This is a genomic window from Sulfurimonas autotrophica DSM 16294, from assembly GCF_000147355.1.
Lineage (GTDB): Bacteria > Campylobacterota > Campylobacteria > Campylobacterales > Sulfurimonadaceae > Sulfurimonas > Sulfurimonas autotrophica.
In genome coordinates this window covers 1851857-1872028 of record NC_014506.1, presented here as the reverse complement: position 1 = coordinate 1872028, position 20172 = coordinate 1851857, and the positions used below count along the sequence as shown (strand labels likewise).

The 20172-nt window shown below is 34.4% G+C and carries 19 protein-coding genes; 7 read left to right on the top strand and 12 right to left on the bottom strand.

What is annotated here, in order from left to right; all coding sequences use genetic code 11:
- Positions 1 to 74: 74 nt before the first annotated feature.
- From glnA to SAUT_RS09505, 4 genes are all read right to left on the bottom strand, one after another.
- The gene (gene glnA, locus SAUT_RS09520) at positions 75 to 1505 is read right to left on the bottom strand and encodes a type I glutamate--ammonia ligase (RefSeq protein ID WP_013327675.1); all 1431 of its coding nucleotides are present in this window, start codon (positions 1503 to 1505) and stop codon (positions 75 to 77) included.
- A gap of 106 nt (positions 1506 to 1611) precedes the next feature.
- Positions 1612 to 2457, bottom strand: coding sequence for an EAL domain-containing protein (locus tag SAUT_RS09515; RefSeq protein WP_013327674.1), 846 nt, complete (start codon positions 2455 to 2457; stop codon positions 1612 to 1614).
- Entirely contained in the window at positions 2457 to 4169 is a 1713-nt protein-coding gene (olsF, locus tag SAUT_RS09510; RefSeq protein ID WP_013327673.1) for a bifunctional ornithine lipid synthase OlsF, read from the bottom strand. The genes SAUT_RS09515 and olsF overlap by 1 nt, the downstream gene beginning before the upstream one ends.
- A gap of 44 nt (positions 4170 to 4213) precedes the next feature.
- Positions 4214 to 4486 (bottom strand): hypothetical protein, encoded by a 273-nt coding sequence (locus SAUT_RS09505; protein WP_013327672.1) that lies wholly within the window; start codon positions 4484 to 4486, stop codon positions 4214 to 4216.
- Between the two features lie 149 nt (positions 4487 to 4635).
- Between SAUT_RS09505 and SAUT_RS09500 the strand changes: the two genes are divergently transcribed.
- The 3 genes from SAUT_RS09500 to SAUT_RS11305 all read left to right on the top strand — a co-directional run bounded on the left by SAUT_RS09500 (position 4636) and on the right by SAUT_RS11305 (position 8472).
- A complete protein-coding gene (locus SAUT_RS09500) occupies positions 4636 to 4896 on the top strand; it encodes a hypothetical protein (protein ID WP_013327671.1) in 261 nt (86 codons plus the stop codon).
- A gap of 109 nt (positions 4897 to 5005) precedes the next feature.
- Complete coding sequence (locus tag SAUT_RS09495; protein ID WP_013327670.1) at positions 5006 to 6289, top strand: GGDEF domain-containing response regulator; 1284 nt, start codon at positions 5006 to 5008, stop codon at positions 6287 to 6289.
- Positions 6286 to 8472, top strand: a complete 2187-nt coding sequence (locus SAUT_RS11305; RefSeq protein ID WP_013327669.1) for an ATP-binding protein — start codon at positions 6286 to 6288, stop codon at positions 8470 to 8472. The genes SAUT_RS09495 and SAUT_RS11305 overlap by 4 nt, the downstream gene beginning before the upstream one ends.
- Here the strand turns inward: SAUT_RS11305 and SAUT_RS09485 are convergent.
- From SAUT_RS09485 to SAUT_RS09450, 8 genes are all read right to left on the bottom strand, one after another.
- Positions 8469 to 9848 carry a sensor histidine kinase gene (locus SAUT_RS09485; RefSeq protein WP_013327668.1) on the bottom strand — a complete coding sequence of 460 codons (1380 nt, stop codon included), beginning with the start codon at positions 9846 to 9848 and terminating at the stop codon, positions 8469 to 8471. The genes SAUT_RS11305 and SAUT_RS09485 overlap by 4 nt on opposite strands.
- Positions 9849 to 10508, bottom strand: a complete 660-nt coding sequence (locus SAUT_RS09480; protein WP_013327667.1) for a phosphate signaling complex PhoU family protein — start codon at positions 10506 to 10508, stop codon at positions 9849 to 9851.
- Between the two features lie 27 nt (positions 10509 to 10535).
- Positions 10536 to 11318, bottom strand: coding sequence for a phosphate ABC transporter ATP-binding protein PstB (gene pstB / locus SAUT_RS09475; RefSeq protein WP_013327666.1), 783 nt, complete (start codon positions 11316 to 11318; stop codon positions 10536 to 10538).
- A 13-nt stretch (positions 11319 to 11331) separates the two neighbouring features.
- Positions 11332 to 12138, bottom strand: a complete 807-nt coding sequence (gene pstA / locus SAUT_RS09470) for a phosphate ABC transporter permease PstA (RefSeq protein ID WP_013327665.1) — start codon at positions 12136 to 12138, stop codon at positions 11332 to 11334.
- Complete coding sequence (gene pstC, locus SAUT_RS09465; protein WP_013327664.1) at positions 12135 to 13082, bottom strand: phosphate ABC transporter permease subunit PstC; 948 nt, start codon at positions 13080 to 13082, stop codon at positions 12135 to 12137. Before pstC ends, pstA begins: the two co-directional genes overlap by 4 nt.
- Positions 13083 to 13212: 130 nt before the next feature.
- Positions 13213 to 14217: a phosphate ABC transporter substrate-binding protein PstS gene (gene pstS / locus SAUT_RS09460; RefSeq protein ID WP_013327663.1), complete on the bottom strand. Its 1005-nt coding sequence runs from the start codon at positions 14215 to 14217 to the stop codon at positions 13213 to 13215.
- An 83-nt stretch (positions 14218 to 14300) separates the two neighbouring features.
- On the bottom strand, positions 14301 to 15452 hold the full coding sequence (locus SAUT_RS09455; protein WP_013327662.1) for a putative porin: 1152 nt from the start codon (positions 15450 to 15452) through the stop codon (positions 14301 to 14303).
- Positions 15453 to 15613: 161 nt separating this feature from the next.
- Positions 15614 to 15910, bottom strand: a complete 297-nt coding sequence (locus SAUT_RS09450; RefSeq protein WP_013327661.1) for a hypothetical protein — start codon at positions 15908 to 15910, stop codon at positions 15614 to 15616.
- Between the two features lie 153 nt (positions 15911 to 16063).
- Between SAUT_RS09450 and SAUT_RS09445 the strand changes: the two genes are divergently transcribed.
- The 4 genes from SAUT_RS09445 (at position 16064) to hisIE (ending at position 20164) form a co-directional block, all read left to right on the top strand.
- Positions 16064 to 17269 carry a hypothetical protein gene (locus SAUT_RS09445; RefSeq protein WP_013327660.1) on the top strand — a complete coding sequence of 402 codons (1206 nt, stop codon included), beginning with the start codon at positions 16064 to 16066 and terminating at the stop codon, positions 17267 to 17269.
- Positions 17270 to 17443: 174 nt separating this feature from the next.
- Positions 17444 to 18364: a branched-chain amino acid transaminase gene (locus tag SAUT_RS09440; protein ID WP_013327659.1), complete on the top strand. Its 921-nt coding sequence runs from the start codon at positions 17444 to 17446 to the stop codon at positions 18362 to 18364.
- A gap of 31 nt (positions 18365 to 18395) precedes the next feature.
- Entirely contained in the window at positions 18396 to 19481 is a 1086-nt protein-coding gene (locus SAUT_RS09435) for a prohibitin family protein (RefSeq protein WP_013327658.1), read from the top strand.
- A 2-nt stretch (positions 19482 to 19483) separates the two neighbouring features.
- Positions 19484 to 20164 (top strand): bifunctional phosphoribosyl-AMP cyclohydrolase/phosphoribosyl-ATP diphosphatase HisIE, encoded by a 681-nt coding sequence (hisIE, locus tag SAUT_RS09430; protein ID WP_013327657.1) that lies wholly within the window; start codon positions 19484 to 19486, stop codon positions 20162 to 20164.
- The last annotated feature ends 8 nt before the right edge of the window (positions 20165 to 20172 follow it).

The following is a 20172-nucleotide window of genomic DNA, read 5'->3' as shown; positions in this document are numbered from 1 at the left end:
AGTTTTAAGTTTAGGGATGCGCTTTACATGTAAAGAAGTCCCACTAAAAGTGGGAAAATACTAAGCAAAAATGCTTAGCACTGGTACGTAGTTTTAAACTCGTAAGCAGTAGGACGACCCTCGTCAGGAAAAACACAACGTTCAAATCTGTAGTGCTGATAAGCATCTATAAAGTCTGCTGTGAATACCGGTTTTAAGAATTCATTATCAGCGATGAGAGCTTCTAATGCTTCACGAAGTGTGTGTGGCATTTGAACAATACCTTTTTCACGAATTTCATCTAAAGAAAGCTCAAATAAATCGATATCCATCGGTCCTGTAGGTACGTCTTTATGTTTGATACCGTCAAGTCCAGCCATCATCATTACGGCAAATGCAAGGTAAGGACAAGCAGAAGAATCTGGAAATCTCATTTCAATACGTGTAGCCTTTTCGCCCGCTCCATATGGAATACGACAAGCAGCAGAGCGGTTTTGAGAAGAGTATGTCAAGATACTTGGTGCTTCAAAACCAGGAAGCAGACGCTTGTATGAGTTGGTTGTCGGGTTAGTAAATGCAGCAACTGCAGCAGCATGTTTAAAGATACCGCCTGTATAGTGAAGAGCCATTTCACTTAGATTACCATAATTTCCTTCTTTATAGAAAAGGTTTTTACCGTCTTTCCAAAGTGATTGGTGTACGTGCATACCGTTTCCGTTATCACCATAAAGAGGTTTTGGCATGAATGTAGCAGTTTTACCATTAAGGTGTGCAATCATTTTTACAACATACTTGTATTTTTGAACATTGTCACCTGCAGTGATGATATCACCAAACACGATTCCAATTTCACCTTGACCCTGTGCAACTTCATGGTGCCCAAGAATAACTTCAAGACCGACTTGTTCTAAAACCTGCATCATTTCAGCACGCATATCCACCATAGAGTCTGTTGGAGCTACAGGAAAGTAACCGCCTTTAGTTCCCGGTCTGTGACCAGTATTGTACATATCATCATAAGAAGTGTTTGAATTCCATTCACCTTCTTCCGTATCTACTTTGAATCCCATTTCGTTGATATTGTCAACAAACTTCACATCATCAAAGATGAAAAATTCATTTTCCGGACCAAAGTATGCAGCATCGGCAATTCCGATATCTTCAGCATGTTTTAATGCTTTTTTTGCGATAGAACGCGGACATCTCTCATACAGTTCATTTTTATAAATATCATATACATCACAGATAAGAATAACAGTAGGATCAGCAGTAAAAGGATCAAGAAACGCGGTAGGTACATCAGCTTTTAAAATCATATCTGACTTATTGATTGGCTGCCAAGCTTCAACTGAAGAACCGTCAAAAGGAAAACCATTTTCTAAATTTTCTGCATTTACTGCACTGTAACGGTATGAAAGGTGATGCCATGCACCTTTAATATCACTAAATCTTAAATCTACAAATTGTACATCATTTTCATTACAAAATGTAAAGAACTCTTCTATATTATTAACGAATTTTCCCATTAATTTTCTCCTGAATTTTATCTGCAAGTAGTATATCTTATTAATTCATATTTATAACTTTAGGATTGATTAAAAAATAATCAATTTATAGGATTGTTTCAGATGGTTATATCAATGAGCTTATTGCTATGTGTTTTTTGTCATTTTTGGCAACTTTTTTATCATCATGGCGTTTGTTATTATTGATAATATCTGAAATATTCATATATATTTGATGAATTTTTTTTGTATTTTTTGTAGGTTTTTGAATGAAATAGCCTTGTGCCAGATGGCATCCTATATCTTTACATGTAAGGTATTCCTCTTTTGTTTCAACACCTTCTGCAATGACTTTTATACCAAGCTCAATGGCAAGATGTGTGATATTGCGTACCATTAACTTTTTCTTTCTATTCTTTTCGAGTCCTTGGAGAAAAAACCTGTCTATTTTAATAATATCCGGCGTAGAATCATACAAAAGTTTATATCCTGAATAACCGACGCCAAAGTCGTCTACGGCGATGGAGTAGTCTTCACTTTTATAATGCTGCAATATTTTTTCCAGATCATATTCACCGGAAATTTCATGTCTTTCAGAAATCTCAAAACAGATGTTTGCTTTTTCTATATTGAACTTTTTGAGGATTTTTGTTGTATTTCCTGTAGAGAAGTTTTCCATTGATATAAGTCTGTTGTCCAGGTTGTAAAAGAGTTTTATATCTTTATAATTTTGAATTTGTGTATATTTTTTGAAAGCCTTCTCTCTAAGTGCCAAATCAAAAGAGTAGAGCAGCTTTTCATTGTATACTGTGTCAAAAAGAGAAAAGATAGAGCGAAAACCGACATCCTGAAAATTTCTCAGCAGTGCTTCAACACCGTATATTTTACCCGTTTGAATATTGATTATAGGCTGAAAAGCAACATCAAGAATTTCTAGATTGTTTTTCCAGTGTTGTGTAAGTTCTACATTCATCAGTTTATGTACCTTTTTCTTTGGGAGTCTTTAATTTTTGTAATATCAACGACTATAAAACTGTCTATGCAGTTTGAAAAGTCGTGGTCAATGTTATAGGCGCAAAATTTGATGCCACCTTCTTCACAAAGGTCGGCATACTGTTTATACAGAGTGGGTATATTCGTGTTGATACTGCCGAGTGCTTTTTTAAGTGTTTTGAAATTTTCTTTGTACTCCGGGGCACTAAATTCTCTTTTGAGATTATTTATAAGTATTTCATCTGTTTTAAAATTGTAGGGTATTTTCGCATTTACCAGATTTTTTTCATCTTTAAAAGTTACATCATAAAAATACAAAATCATATCTTTGGCTATTTTGGAGTAGCTTTCACTTAATGACACCGGACCATACATGTAACGTATATGAGGATTATTTTTCAAATAAGCACCTATACCGAACCAGAGGTAATCAAGGGCGCGAGAACCCCAGTATTTTGGCTGGACAAAACTTCTGCCTAGCTCTATAGCATCATCAAGGTAGGGCATAAATGCTTCATTGTAGTTAAAGAGCGTTGTTGTATAAAGAGCATTGATTCCAAGTTTTTGTATAATTTCTGCACATTCTGCTATGCGGTATGCACCGACGATTTCAAGTTCTTCATCATCCCAGAGTATGATATGTTTGTAGTATCTGTCATATTTGTCTATATCTCTTTTTTTGTTGATGCCTTCACCGACTTTTCTAAAAGAGAGCTCTCTGAGTCTGCCGATTTCATTTATAATAATGGAATTATTGTCATCACTGGTATACAAATAAATTTTTTTCCCGTCTTTAGTTTGTCCGAGAAGTTGTGAAGATTTCAGCTCTCTTTTTATGTCCCGTCTGTCTTCTGGATGTGCAATAGGTTTTTGGGTGATAAAATAGCTTTGATTCTCTTTGAGTGCATAAAGATGTTTCTTGTAGAGTTTGACAAGTCTCTCTTTTTGTATCCCTTTTGGCAAAATATTTTCATAAGGTATAAGCTCACCCACTATCATTTGAATAGATTTGTTTTTTTGCTTAAACATCTCATGTGAGAGAAGCAGGGCTGCAAGCTTTTTGTTGAGTGTTGAAACAGAGTAAAAGGTTTTGGAGTTTTTTCCGCCTATAAATACAGGCAGTATCGGTGCATTGCCTTTTTTGGCAAATTTTAAAAATCCTTTATGCCAGATTTTGTCTTTTATACCTGTCGGACCTGCGCGGCTGACTTCCCCTGAGGGAAATATAATGACGGCTTCTTCTGCATCCAGTGCTGCATATACTTTTGTGATAGCTTCTTTTTTTTGTCGCGATTTAAAGTTGTTTATATTGATAAGAAGGTTTTTTATAGGGCTTATAACTTCTAGAAAATCATTTGCTACGACTTTGATGTCTTTTCTGACATTGCTGATAAGTTTTATAAGTGCGAGTGCATCCAAAGAGCCTAAAGGATGGTTTGCAATGATGACAACACGTCCTGAAGAAGGAATGTTTTGTATATCTTTATCGGAGACCAAAAAGTTAAAATTGAGATGCTGTAGTACTTCATCTATAAACTCAAAACTTCCCAAATGTTTATTTTTTTGTATAAATTTATTAATTTTGGCTTCATGTACCACAGAGTCTGCAAATTTTGAAATCGCACCTTTTATGACTTTACTATTTTTTAGTTTAGGATACTTTTTCGTAATCATTTTTTCAACATCAATCATATATACTCTTTTGTATTGCGTTGAAAAATTATATTAAACAGAGATTACGAGGAGGTTACATCCTTTTTTGTTTTTGCAAAACCTGCTCCTTTTTTTGTTTTTGCCTGCAGTTCTAGCGTTTCTATTTTGTATTTATAATCTATGCCCTTATCATGCATGGTAGCAAAGCATTTGGCTATCACTGCAATAGTGTTAGGCACTTCTCCCTTTTTTTTATAAGATTGAATATTTTTTTCACTCACTTTGATGAGCTTGCTGAATTTTGGCAGGCTTATTTCTGCATCTAAAAGAAGTTTTTTAAATTCTATAAATGTCATTTTTACTCTTACTGTGGTTTTTTTTTGTAAAGATATTATAGTTATTTATAACTTATATCTATATTTTATTGACAAACTATATTAAAATATATATAATAGATATAATTTATTACTATTAGTAATGAAATAATAAGCAAAAGGAGCCACACATGGCAAAAGTATTAAAGAAAAAAGTTGTTAAGTCTATTGCTAAAAAAGCAGTAAAAAAAGCTGTAGCAAAAAAAGCAGTTCCTAAAAAATCGGCAAAGAAAGTAACAAAAAAAGTAGTTAAAGTTGCTACTAAAAGAAAACCGACTGCAAAAAAAGCAGTAAAAAAAGTTGCAAAAAAAGTAGTTAAAAAAGTAGTTAAAAAAGTAGTTAAAAAAGTTGCAAAACCTGCTGTTGCTAAAAAATCGGCAAAAAAGAAATAAATTTCTCTCTTTTTCCAAACTAAAGCTGTTTGGCTTTAGTTTTCTTTCAAACTAAAATTTATTATAATCGTGTATACTTACTAAATAAAAAAATATCCAAGGGACTTTTATGCATGAATATGCAAAAAAAATAACAATTCTGTATGTAGAAGATGAAGATGACGTCCGTGAAGGCTATTCTCGTGCTTTAAAGCGTATTAGTGCGGAATTATATACAGCCCATAACGGCATTGTCGGATTGGAATTGTTTAAAAAATATCATCCTGATATTATAGTAAGTGATATTAATATGCCAAAAATGAATGGGCTGGAGATGGTACGGGCTATTAAAGAAATCAATCTTGAAGTGAAAGTTATATTTACAACAGCCCATAGTGAAAGTGCTTATCTTCTTGAAGCGATAGAACTGCAGGTTGAGGGATATTTGCTTAAACCGGTGCAAAAAAAAGCATTGACTGCTTTAATAAAAAAACTTGCTAAAAGTATTATAATTGAAAGAGAATATGAAGAACAAAGAGAAGTTCTGCAATATATTATAGATTCAGAAAACAGCATATCTGTTATTGCAAGCACACAACATGTCAGTTTTGCATCAAAATCTTTTTTAAAGTACTTTGGGGTTGCAGATGCTGATGAATTTAATGAAAAATATGCCTCAATAATTAATATTTTTGAAAATAATGAAGATAGTATAAATACGAAGAATATCAAATCTTATTTGCATGAGGGAAAAAGTTTATATGATTTTATAAATTTTTTAGATGAGACACAAAGAATTACTATCATTCAAAATAGTGAAAATGAGCAAAAGTCATTTTTAATCAATATATCGCAGATTAATGAAACTCAGTTTTTAATGAATTTTACAGATGTCACAGAGATAGAAAAGCAACGAGAAGAGATAACAAAAAAAGCAAATCACGACATGCTTACGGGTCTTTACAACAGAAATAAATTTGAAGAAGTGTTTGAGTATGAACTTTCTCAGGTAAAGAGATATGGTTATGATTTGTCTTTGGCTATAGCAGATATTGACCATTTTAAATTTTTTAATGATACTTATGGGCATTTAATTGGTGATGAAGTTTTAAAACTTGTTGCAAATTCACTGACTTCTTGTACTCGTAGTAGCGATACACTGGCAAGATGGGGAGGGGAAGAGTTTGTTATGCTCTTTTCCCAAACTTCTTTTGATGATGCACTGGTACTTCTTGAAAAATGCAGAAAATTGGTTGAGGGTCTTAATTATAAAGAGTATGGAAAAATTACGCTAAGTTTTGGGGTTACTTCTTATAAAGAGGGCGATACATTAGATTCTATGCTGCAAAGAGCCGACGAAGCATTATATGAAGCAAAAGCAAACGGAAGAAATAAGGTAATTGGCAAAGAATGAATCAAAAAATAAAATTTTTACTTTTATTTATTGTGCTGTTTATAGCTGCTGAGTATTTTAATGAATTCAACAAAAACCGCTTGATAAATCGAGAGCTCTCGTCAGTTCTAAACCAATTAAAGACAAATTTTGACATAGTTAATGAAACTGACAAGTTGGATGCAGAATCGATTAACGCATTTATATCAAATGATGAAAAAGTTTTAACTCTATTAAGCCAGGCCGTTAATGTAAATGAGGCGAAAAAAAATCTACTCAGACAAGAGTTATATAAATATTTGGACCGCCAATACCGTGAGATAAGAAAACGCGGTATTTTACAGGTGCAGTTTGTACTGTCCAATAATGTCTCTTTTTTAAGACTGCATAAACCGGATAAATATGGAGATGATTTAACAGGAGTACGTTATACATTTGAGTATGTAAATAAAATGCATAAGCCGATTTCAGGATTTGAGCAGGGACGGGTTGTGCATGGTTTTCGTAATGTTTTTCCTCTGTTTCAAGAGGGGAAATATATTTGTGCTTATGAAATATCTTTTTCATCGGAATCTGTCCAGAGTACACTCACAAAAGTTAATAAACTCTACACGCATTTTTTGGTAAACAGGCATGTTTTTGATGCGAAACGTTATAAACGCAGTGAATCCTCATTGCAGTATAAAACCAGCATAGAGTCCGATAATTATATGCTTTTACAAATGGAATCCGTACAGCCGAGATATTTGAAATATTTACAAAAAAATATTATTCAAAAACATAAAGCATACATAGAAAAGCATATGAACAGATGTGAGAGTTTTTCTTTGTATCAGCAACTCGGAAAAAGCGTTAAAGTCGTTTCATTTCTGCCTATTAAAGATGTGAAGTCTAAAAAAACGGCTGCATATCTTGTCTCTTATACGGACAATTATAATATTACATCAATTTTATATAACTCGAAACTTATAACGGGTGTTTTATTTATAGGGCTGTTTTTACTTGTTTATCTTTTTTATCTGCAGTTTATAAGTAAAAAAGTTTTAAAAGAAACAGCGCAGGAACAACAAAAATTATTGGAACTTTTTGACAAAGGCGATATTGCTCTTTTTAGATGGAGAAATGATATCAATTGGAGTGTAGAGTATGTGTCAAATAATGTTTCATCATTAACAGGGTATTTTAAAAAAGAATTTCTAAGTGGTAAAATTGAATATTCTGATTTGATTGATGAAGAAGATTTAAAAAATGCACTTCATGAGCTCGCAGAAGCTTTTGAAAAGAATTTGGATATTTTAAAACATAAACCCTATCAGATATTTACAAAAAATAAAACAAAGAAATGGGTAGAGCAAACAACACTTTTTATACGCGATAAAGAAGGAGATGTAACCCATTTTTTAGGCTATTTGATAGACATCAGTAAAAGAAAAAAGCTGGAAATTGAACTCCAAAAATTGAATGAAAATCTTAAACAAGAGATAGACAAACGTACAAATGAAATACTTCAAAAAGATAAAATGCTTCAAGAACAGGCAAAATTGGCTGCTATGGGGGAGATGGTCGGTGCAATAGCCCATCAGTGGAGACAGCCGCTTAATTCACTTAATATTAATATTCAAAACCTGGATGATGATTATGAAGAGGGGTTGATAGATGAGCAGTTTATTGATGATTTTATAGCTAAACAAACGCAGACAATCAACTTTATGAGTAAAACTATAGATGATTTTAGAAACTTTTTCAGAGTTGATAAAATCAAACATGAATTTTCCATAAAACAAAGCATTGAAAATACTCTTTCACTAGTGAATGCACAGCTCACAAGCCACAATATACAAACCTCATTACAGGGAGAGGACTTTATGCTTAATGGGGTTGGGAGTGAATTTCAACAGGTTATTCTCAACATCATATCTAATGCAAAAGATGCCATTGTTCAAAATCATAGAGAGTATGGAAAAATAGATATTGAATTAAAAGAGAAACAGATAATCATTAGTGACAATGCAGGTGGAATACCCCAAGATATTATATCAAGAATATTTGAGCCTTATTTTACAACAAAAGAGCAAGGAATGGGTACAGGCGTCGGGTTATATATGTCTAAGATAATTATTGAGCAGAATATGGGTGGACGTTTACATGTAAGTAATACTAAAGAGGGTGCTGAGTTTATTATAGATTTTAAGAAGAGTGTTTAAAATTCTATAATGAAGTTTGAACCTTTATTAATTTTACTTTTAATGATAAGTTTAAAGTTGTGCAAGTTGATTATATTGTTGACAAGGAAAAGTCCCAGACCGAGTGAATTATTCCATCGGTTATTGTGTACCCTGTAAAACTTACTTGTAATGTTTTGTAAATCTTTTTCGCTGATTCCTATACCTGTATCTACAACTTCAAGTGAATTTTTGTTTATGTTTACTACGACTTCATCTTCTGAATATTTAAAAGCATTTTCTATTAAGTTTGTAATAACAATACTAAAAAGTGTCGGATCAACGTTTATTTTAAGCTCTTTATCTCCATTGATAATGACTTTTCGGTTTCTGTAGTGTAGTCCCAGGTTTTGAGCACACTCTAGCACTAAGTTATATAAGTTTACTTCTCGTGTATTAAGAGCTTGATGCCCGCCGTCGAGCTTTATAGAGAGCCTTAGCGTATCTATAAGCTCACTGAGCTTTGCACCGTTTGTATAAATTTTTGTAAGAAATTTTTTCCGTATGCTTGGGTTTATATTTTCATCATCAAGCAGTGTTTGTGAGTAGCCGTTTACAACAGCGATAGGGTTTTTAAACTCATGAGATATTGCAGAAATAATGTCATCTTTTTGTTCATTGAGCTTTTGAAGTTTTTGGGTATATTTTGTTTTTTGTTTTTCTTTTTTTACAAGTATTTGTGAAACTTTTGTAAGCAGGTTTGTTATATGAGAAAATTCTTGAGAAAAATCAGACTTTATGTAGGTATTTTTTTTCTTTTTTGTCAAAGATTTTAAAAAATCGACTATCCTTTTTGTTTCGTGCTGAATTTGTACGTTTATTTTATAAGACATGTAGAGTACTGTAATGAAAAATAGGAGTAAAACCAACGCAATTTTTAACCCAAGGTTTATAATTTCAGCACGTATCCCTTTGGCTTCACGTGCAAGACGTACGTAGATGATCTTACCATCTATTGTGTACTTTCTTGCTACATACTGCAGATCTTTGCCAACAGTGTGCGAGTGACGTATTATGTAGCCGTATTTTTCTTTATTAGCCTGCATGATTTCCGTTCTGTATTTATGGTTGTCCATTGTATGCTTGTCTTTGTCGGATTCTGCTAAGATGTTTCCGTCTTCATCTATAATGGTTAAGCGTAAATGCAGTTGTTTTTTTACTTTTTTTGCAAGTTCATCAAGGTTTGTATTTTTGTTGATTGAGAAAGAGACAAGTTCGGTGTCTTGAATAAGTGCTTCTCTTGAAGAGTTGAGATAAAACTCATATACCCAATAGTAAACTATAGCACCCACTATCAAAAAGAGTGCTAAAAAAAGTGCTAAGAACTTTTCTAGTACTATCTGGTGAAATTTTTTCATTTAGTTGTGGATATTTCCACCGATTTTTATATAAACAAGTAGGTTTGCAACACTGATTGCACGGCTGGCTATTTTTTCACTTTTACGAAGCGCTCTGAGCATTTTATGATATTTTTCAAATGTATTGGAGCTTTCTGCCTGCTCAACGAGCTTTCTTTCTATCATTTCATACAGGTCATCAGCTTTATTCTCTTCTATAAGTACCTCTTCATACATCTCTTGGAGTTCATCCGTGTCATCAATGTTTATCATTTTAACGGTTGTTTGAATAGCTTTTACGGTTGAGGTCTGCATAAGTATTGCGTACTCATTAATCTCTTTTACGTCAAGTTCTTTGCAGACATCAGTAAACCCGCGGATAAAACTTCTTGTGTTTGAGCAGGCACGTGCGAGTTCATTGGTGATTTTGAAGTAAGCAACAACCTGCCTCAAATCTTTTGCTTCAGGTGTAAAAAGTGCAAGCACTTTAATAATGGCATTGTCAATTTCATCTGTTTTGGATGTAATGTTTTTAATACTGTTTCTTGCTTCATTGAACTTTGCTTCATCACAACCTTGCAGTGCTTGAAGAATGAGTGTATTGGCAGTTACAAGACTCTCTCCAATATTTGTAATTTTTTCTCTTATGTCGTCTAGGTTTGTTTTAAATGTCGGTAACATTTGTCCGGCTCCTTAATTTTTTATAATCTATCCAAATCTACCTGTAATGTAGTCTTCGGTTCTTTTTTCTTTCGGATTTAAAAAGATATTTTCAGTTTTATCAAACTCTATTAAATCTCCAAGATACATAAAAGCAGTATAATCACTTATTCGAGAAGCTTGCTGCATGTTATGTGTAACTATGGCAATACTGACATCTTTTTTGAGCTCGACTATCAGTTCTTCAATCGCACCAGTTGAAATCGGATCAAGAGCAGAGGTCGGCTCATCAAACAAAAGTACCTCAGGCTTTACTGCAACTGCACGGGCTATACATAAACGTTGTTGCTGCCCGCCTGAGAGTCCCATAGCAGATTTATTTAGTCTGTCTGACACCTCTTTCCATAGAGCTGAGCCTTTAAGTGCTGCTTCAACGCGGTCGGCGAGTTCACTTTTGTTTTTAATACCTGCAATTTTTAGCCCATATGCTACATTGTCAAAAATACTCATAGGAAACGGTGTCGGTTTTTGAAAAATCATTCCGACCTGCTGGCGCAGTTTTATAAACTCGTTCTCTTTTTTTATTTCAAGAATGTTTTTGTATTTTCCGCTCGCTTCATCAAGCAGTTCAATCTTTCCGTCATATTTATTTCCCGGATAGAGGTCATGGATTCGGTTCATTGAACGCAAAAGTGTAGATTTACCGCAGCCACTGGGACCGATAAGCGCCGTAATTTTGTTTTTTTCTATAGGTAGAGTTATGTTTTTAAGTGAGGGTTCATCTACCCCTGGGTATGTAAAAGAGAATTTTTTAATATTCATTACAGGCATAATTATTATTTCCTTATTTATGTTTGTTTCTTGTGATAAATCGACCTACTAAGTTGATAACTAAAACCATCATAGTAAGTATAAATGATGCAGCCCATGCTAAATCACGGCTTGACTCTTCAGGTTCATTTGCAAGGTTATAGATACTGACAGTCAAAGACGGAAAACTTTGTGTTAAGTCCAGACTAAAGTAGTTACTTGTTTCACTTGTAAAGAGCAGCGGTGCAGTTTCTCCGGCAATTCTTGCAAAGGCAAGTAAAACTCCGGTCATAATCCCGACTTTAGCAGCTTTTATGACAATATCCAAAATAACTCTGTATTTTGAAGCGCCGAGTGCAATTCCGGCTTCGCGAAGCTCTTTTGGAACAAGGGAAAGCATTGAGTCTGTTGTGTTGATGATGATAGGTATCATCATAATAGAAAGTGCCAATATCCCGGCAAAACCGTTTGCTCCGCCAAAAGGTGCAACGGCTATGGCATATACAAAAGCACCGATAACAATAGACGGTGCAGACATCATAATATCACTTAAATCTCTGATAAACTCCGCATATTTTCCTCTGCCGTATTCTCTAATATAAATTCCTGCAAGCATTCCAAGAGGTATACCGATAGCACCGGCTAAAAATGCAAGTATAAGCTGCCCTACAATAAGGTTTCTAAGTCCACCGTCAACCAGGTCATTGATAAAAAGGCTAAAATGCAGTGATGAGAGCCCCTCAATAAAAAGTGTAACAAGTATCCAGCCTAAAAAGCCTAGCCCAAGGAGTGCGGAAAGTACAGAAAGAGCTAAAAATATTTTGTTTAATACAAGTCTCATACTTTAACCCTTTTTAAAAAGTAAAATTTAGCAACTGAAATGATAATAAAGCTCATGACAAAGAGTATGAGACCTAAGTAAAACAGGGCACTCTCACCAAGTCCGCTGGCTTCACCAAAGTTTACAGCCATAGCAACAGGGATGGAAATAGTCGGATCTGTAATCTTCTCAGGCAGAGAATAAACCGCACCGATAAGAAAAGCAACCGCCATTGTCTCACCCAAAGCACGTCCGAGTGCTAAAATAATCGAACCGATAATACCGACTTTCGAGTAAGGAAAGATAACATCTTTTACTACCTCAAATTTAGTTGCCCCCAAAGCATAAGCAGATTCTTTGAGTACATCAGGCGTTGTGTTCATACTATCACGAGTAATAGCTGCCATAAACGGAAGAATCATAACACCAAGCACAAGTCCTGCAGTGAGAAGTGATACTTGATAACCGCCGAAAGTATTTGCGATAATCGGTGCAAAATAATAGAGCCCCCACATACCGAATATGATACTTGGAATCGCAGCCAAAAGCTCAATGGCCATGCCGACAAATTTTGAGACTGTTTTTGATGCGATTTCAGCTAAAAATACAGCAATACCCATAGCAATAGGCAGAGCAAAAAGCAGAGCAATCAGTGTAGAGAGTATTGTTCCGATTATCGGTACAAGTCCGCCGTATATTGTTTTTGTGTTTAAAGAATCTTCATCATCTTCATCAAGCAGCATATCGTCTTCATCGGCAATGTCATTACTCATTGCAGCCGATGCAGTCGTGTTTGGTGTGTCGATGACAACTTCTTTGTTCCATGTAGGATCAGCAAGAAAATGCAGTCCAAACTCATCAATCGCAGGTTTGGCAGCATTAAACAATGTAATGAATATACCAATCAGAAGAATTAGTACAAGAGAAGCACTTGAAAAAGAGAGCTTTTGAAATATTTTTTCCATGCAAGAAAACCCTAGAATTAAATTAATATGATATTATATAAAAATTTAATTACAAAGAGATTACATAAGGAGAATAAATTTATGTCACATGAGAAGTGTGACATAATAAAGAGAGAATGAAATTTGAAATTTATTTAATTTCTTTTTGTTCCCAGTATTTGCTAATTTTGTTAGTTAAACTATCTGGTAATGGAACAAAACCTAAGCTTTTTGCAATCTCTTGACCGTTTTTGTATGACCAGTCAAAAAATGCTGTAACTTTTTTATCCATTTGGGGTTTTTCTGCAGGAACTAAGATGAATGTAGCCGCTACAATCGGGTAAGAGTTAGCACCTGCAGGGTCGGCAATTACTGAATAAAAATCTTTTTTAGGGTCTAAACTCGCTTTTGCAGCCGCTGTTTGAAATGCTTTTAATTCAGGTTTAATGTATTTGCCAGCTTTGTTTTCAACTGCAGCCATAATGATGCCGTTTTTTTGTGCATCAGCATAGTCAATATAACCGACAGAGTAAGGAGTCTGCTTAATTAAACTTGCGACACCTGTGTTTTTGTTTCCGCCTATATGCTGGCGACCAGGCCAGTTAAGAGATTTCTTAGCACCATATGTGTGTCTCCAATTTTTAGAAACTTTACTTAAGAAGTATGTATAGTTAAAAGTCGTACCCGAACCGTCTGCACGGTGAACGAAAGTAACTTTTTCGTGTGGAAGATGTAAGTCTTTGTTCGCATTAGTTATAAGCTTGTTATCCCAGTATTTTACTTTACCTTCAGAAATGGCAACGATTGCACTTCTGCTTAATTTTAAGTTAGAAACACCCGGAAGGTTGTAACCCATTGTAATTGCACCGACAACACCAGGAAATTGGTATAAATTGTACTTTTTAAGCGCTTTAGGTGATAAAGGTTTATCAGTACCGGCAAAATCAACTTGTCTTGCTTTTGCATCTTTGATACCTTTAGAAGACCCTTTAGAAATATAGTCAACTTTAATACCGGTTGCTTTATAGTAAGCTTTTGTCCATTTTTGATAAACGCTGTATGGAAAAGAAGCACCGCTTCCTTTGATTACATCGTTTGCACTAAGTCCACCGACAAGTACTGAAGCAGCAAGAGCGAGTTTGATTACTTTTGTCATTTATTACACCTTTTAAATTTAAGTTGTGAAAGTATAAAGTAGTTTGGTTACAAATTGATTACATAAAATTTGAAATTTGTGTATTAAAACTTTATGATAGCATCCAATTGTACACGTTCATAATCTGCTTCTGGTTTACCATCTTTTTTGCCTGCATAAAGTGTATTGAAAAAGAATGTTCCAGCAAGGTATGTGTTTTTGCCAAATTTATATTTTGTTCTAATTGCATGTCCTTTAGCAGCAGTACCACCACCAAAATTATCAGAGTCGCTGTGAGCACCAAGTACTGCATCTGCTTGAAGATCAGTATAAGAATACTTTACCTGCCAATCATGAACTTTTTTTGCTTTACCTACTTGAAATGCCAAATCATACCCAAAGTTTTTATCACTGGCTGCAGTATTATATGCCATTCCGGCAGCGAGTGTAAGTGGTTTACCAAACACATCTTTAAACTTAAGTTCTGTAAATGCTTCTGCAATGTGATAATCATTTTTAAACACACCGTTTACCAAAGTATTACCCATACCTGTACCTTTATTAGTGCCATAAATAGGTGTATTTCCTTTTATACCGTCATAATAATAAATACCTGCACCTACATTTAATTGAGATTTTTCTAATTTTATTTTCTGTACGTATTGTACAAAATAGAGGTTGATAGTATCTTTTGCAGTAACCTGTTCAGCATACGTTGGTTGATTGATACCTAAGTTAATGCTTAAAGAGTCATTTTCATAGTTATAACTTACGCCATTAAATGAGATATCATTATCCCAAATAAGTTGTGACTTAATCGGTCTATATATCATATATGGATGTCTTCCAACTTTTATTGTAGAGTCTCCATTTTTATACGTAAAGCCTAAAATATTGATTCTCAGTGATTGCCAAAAGTAATTACTTAAAGCTTTATTATCCAGAAATGTTTGATTCCCTGAAGTCGGGTTGCCATAGCCACTTCTCATACCAGCGTCAAATTTTAGATTTGTAGTTAAATCAATAGCGGACACTAATCTTAATCTATATCTATTGTGATACGTTGATTTGTTTGTACTTTCGGTTCCATCTTTATAAAAAGTTTCTTTACTTTCATATCTTAATCTCAGATCACCTTTGAAATGAATTCTATCTAGAACGTTTTTTTCTGTATTAGAAACCTCTGTCGTTGTTTCTGCATTGATGGCAGTTGTTATAGTTAAAGCAGCTAAAGCTGATAAAACGATTTTTTTCATTTTTGAAGTCCTTTTTTTATTTTGCTTTGAATAGATGTAAAATTGAATTTATATATATTGTAAAGTTGAACCTATAGACAGGGAATTCGAAAAGGTGAACAAACAGATAGAAAACAGTATCTATGAGTTCAAACTTTAAAATATAATGAAATAGTTAGTGTTTAAGAGTGTAGTATTGGTGGTTTAAATAAAGATAAGTTGTTATGATAGCTTTGCAAGCATACGTGATATACAGGTTTTTGTTTACATGTAAAGAGACGATAAAATGAAAAAGTGTTAAAAAGAGTAAACTCTTTTTTTTCTTCATCATGTTCTTGCTCTGTTTCGTTTTCAAGATCTAAAACTTTTTCACTACTTGCATCAAAAAAACTTGTATCTACACTAGGAGTTGCAAAAAGAAATAAAGAAAAAATAATCATAGTAATACTAAGTAGTTCTTTAATTTTATTTTTTGTCATAACTTTCTTTGCTCCCTTTGTAGATTGATGCCGCAATAATAGAAAAAGAAGATTACAACAAGGTTACAAAATGAAAGTATCTTTGTAATCTTTATGTAACCTAGACATTTTATACTTCCGCCGAACAAACGAAAAACAAAAAGGAATTCAAAAATGAAAAAAATCGTTTTATCAGCTTTAGCTGCTTTAACTCTGGGCTCAGTTGCTGCAAATGCGGGTGCTACTAAATTATACCAAGACGCAAACGGTCAAGTATTTACAAAATCTGCTGAGGGACGCACTCTTATTAAAACTCCGACATCAGTATTTTCAAAAGCTGATAAATTAAAGTTTTCAGGGTTAACATATTTAGGGTATACATATAATGATTATGATTCTACTTTAGCAGACGGTTCAATAAACTCGAATAAAGATACATCAGAATTTGAAATTCGTCGTGCATACTTTCAACTTAAAGCATACCTTTTAGATGACTCTAAATCATACTACCGCATTACATTTGATATATCTAAAGATGTAACAGGTGATGAAAAAGTACGTGCAAAATATGCATATCTTTTCTTAAATAACGTATTTGCAAACACAGGTGTTGAAATCGGTCTTGCTCACCGTCCTTGGCATGATTATGAAGAGCATAATGCTTGGTATTTCCGTAATATTTCTAAAATTCTTATTGAAGATAAAGCACACGGGCCAGACTTGTCAAACTCTGCTGACTTCGGTGTGATGTTTAAAACAAGAACACAATATTTTGATGCTGATTATGGATTGTTTAACGGTGAAGGATACCATTCTGCAAGCAATGGTAACGGTATGAGTTTTGAGTGGAGAACAACTGCTCACTTAATGGGTGTAGACGGTAAAGATAAACAAACGAAAAAAACTTATTGGGATGCATCTTTCTTTGGTCAGTATAATCAAGGACATAAATCTGTAACGGTGGGTACAGTAACTGAACAACAAGATTTAATTTTTGGTGGATTACATACTGTATATAATCAACCTTCATTCTTAGTTGCAGCGCAATATGTATACTCAAAAGATACTTCGGATATTGCTAATAATGTATCAAAACAATCAGGTGATGGTTACAGCGTGAATGCAGAGTATCGTTTAGGTGAAGAAAAAGAGTACAGATGTTTTGCTCGTTATGATTCTTGGACACCGAAAACTAAAACTACATATAACGGTGTAAGTGCAGAACGTGAAGATAGAGGTTATCTTATAGGTGCAGCATGGGAAATGAACAAAAATGTTCAATGGGTTGCCAATGCAATTATTACTGACAACGAAGCAGGCAGTGCGAAAGAAATAAATAACGGTACGGCATATATGCTTACTGCCGAAGTAAGATTCTAAGCTAAAACACAAATTTCAAATTTCATTTCTCCTCCCCTTTTGTTTACATGTAAAGTCTTTTAAAGGCTTTACATGCATAAACAAAACCTTTTCTAGCTACCTCAATCAGACACTTAATACAATGTAAATAGCATTTTGGATAAAATATCAATAATTAACAATTTGGAGATTTTAATGGACGCAGCCAAATATATTTGGATGAATGGAAAATTCGTTGCATGGGATGATGCAAAGGTACATGTACTTACACATACAATTCATTACGGTAATGGTGTTATTGAAGGAACAAAGGCATATAAAACAGACAAAGGGTATGCTATATTTCGTTTGAATGACCACACAAAAAGACTCAAAGAATCAGCAAAAATGACGTTGATAGACATCCCTTATACGGTTGAAGAGTTAAATCTTGCTCAAATTGAGTTGGTACGTAAAAATGAATTTACAGGTGATAATGTATATCTTCGTCCTTTTTCATTTTTAGGGTACGGCGTGATGGGACTTTACCATAAAGATGCTCCTGTTGAAACTGCGGTAGCTGCATGGGAATGGGGTGCTTACCTTGGTGAAGAGGGAATGCGCAAAGGAATCCGTTTAAAAATAGTTTCTATGACAAGGCCGGCAAATACTTCAAATATGGGTAAAGCAAAGGCTACGGCAAATTATCTCAACTCGCAAATGGCAAAATATGAAGCTATTGACTGCGGCTACGATGAAGCACTTTTACTCGACGATCAGGGCTATGTTGCAGAGGCAAGCGGGGCATCATTTTTTATGATAAAAGACGGTGAAATTATTACACCTCCAAGTGATAATGCCCTAGCTTCTATCACACAAAAAACAGTAATCGAGATGGCTGAAGATATGGGTTACAAAGTAACACGCCGCCGTATTACAAGAGAAGAGGTGTATGTTGCAGATGAAGCATTTTTAACAGGTACCGCAGCAGAAATTACACCTATTGCTTTAGTAGATGCCAGAGAAATCGGTATAGGTTCTCGTGGAGAGATAACAGCAATTATTCAAAGTGAATATTTTGATATTGTATTTGGCCGTAACAAAAAATACGAGCACTATTTAACATATATAGATTAAAAAGGGACAAAACTTGAAGGACAATATTTTAATGGCATCAGATATGAATGACTACTTTAACAAGAAAAAAAGTCAAGGTGGAGGATTTAATAACTCCAACTCAGGTGGTGGAAACACTCCAAAAGGACCTCAAATGCCAAATTTAAATTTTAATTTCGGCGGAGGAAAAGCAGCACTGACATATTTCTTCATTGCTATTGTTATTATGCTTGTTTTGGCAAAGCCTTTTATTATTATTCAAGAGGGTGAACGCGGTATTTTAAGTACAAACGGAAAGTATCAAGAGCAAGCTTTGCTTCCGGGATTGCATTTTATTATACCTGTGATTCAAAAAGTGTATACAGTTGATACTAAAGTTCGTATAATTAATTATGCTTCACGTATAGAGACAAACTCTAATGCTTCGGGAATTATTACAAAACCTTCAATTACTATTTTAGATAAACGTGGCCTGCCTGTTTCTATAGAATTAACAGTGCAGTATAGATTGAATGCACAGTTTGCAGCACAGACCATTTCTAACTGGGGTTTTAGCTGGGAAGATAAAATCATAAATCCTGTCGTGCGTGATGTTGTTCGTAATGTTATCGGTAAGTATGATGCAGAATCAATTCCGGTAGAGCGTAATAAAATAGCAGCAGCTATTGAATTAGGCATACGAGAGAACATAAAAAGTCTGAAAAATTCTCCTGTTATTTTACAGTCTATTCAATTACGTGATATTATTTTACCGTCAAAAGTAAAAGATCAAATAGAGAGAGTACAACTTGCAAAACAAGAAGTACAACGCGCAGAACAAGAAGTACAGCGTGCAAAACAAGAGGCTTTAAAACGAGCTGCTGAAGCGCAAGGTGTGGCAGATCAAGCGAGAATCGAAGCAAAAGGTAGAGCTGATGCTGTAACCATTGAAGCAGATGCAAATGCAAAAGCAAATGTGCTTATCGCAAAATCTTTGACACCAAAACTCTTGCAACTTGAACAGATGAAAGTGCAAACGAAGTTTAATGATGCACTTAGAGTAAATAAAGATGCAAAAATCTTCTTGACACCTGGCGGTTCGACTCCAAATATTTGGGTTGATACAAAAGATATAAAACAAAGAACTACGGCTAGATAAATATGCAAGAGATAATAAACAGAGTAGACTGGGAGAAGCAAGAGCTGCTTCCTGTCATTGTTCAGGACAATAGTACAAATGAAGTGCTTATGATGGCCTATATGGACAAAGAAGCACTTGAACTTTCACTCAAAACGAAACTTGCGCACTATTTTTCAAGAAGTAAACAGCGTATTTGGAAAAAAGGCGAGAGTAGTGGGCACACTCAAGAGATAGTTTCATTCTTTCTTGATTGTGATAATGACACATTGCTTATAAAAGTCAATCAAAAAGGCGTAGCGTGTCATACAGGACGTAAGTCATGCTTTTTTACAGAACTTCAAAGCGGTGAAATCACTTCTGAAGTAGAAGTAAATACCGAAGCGGCATACGGCGTGATAGACACATTATATCATACGATTCAAGAGAGAAAAAATGCTGATCCTGCAACTTCATGGACGGCAAAGCTTTTAAGCAAGGGTGAAAATACGATTCTTAAAAAAGTTGTCGAAGAAGCAGGTGAATACTGTTTTGCACATAAAGACAATGATGAGAGTGAGATGGTGTATGAGGCAGCAGATTTAACTTATCATATGCTTGTAGCACTTGCGTCTAAAAATATATCGCCAGACAGAATCAAACAAGAACTCGCGCGCAGATTTGATATGAGCGGCATTGCTGAAAAAAACGCAAGAAAAGATTAAAGTATTAG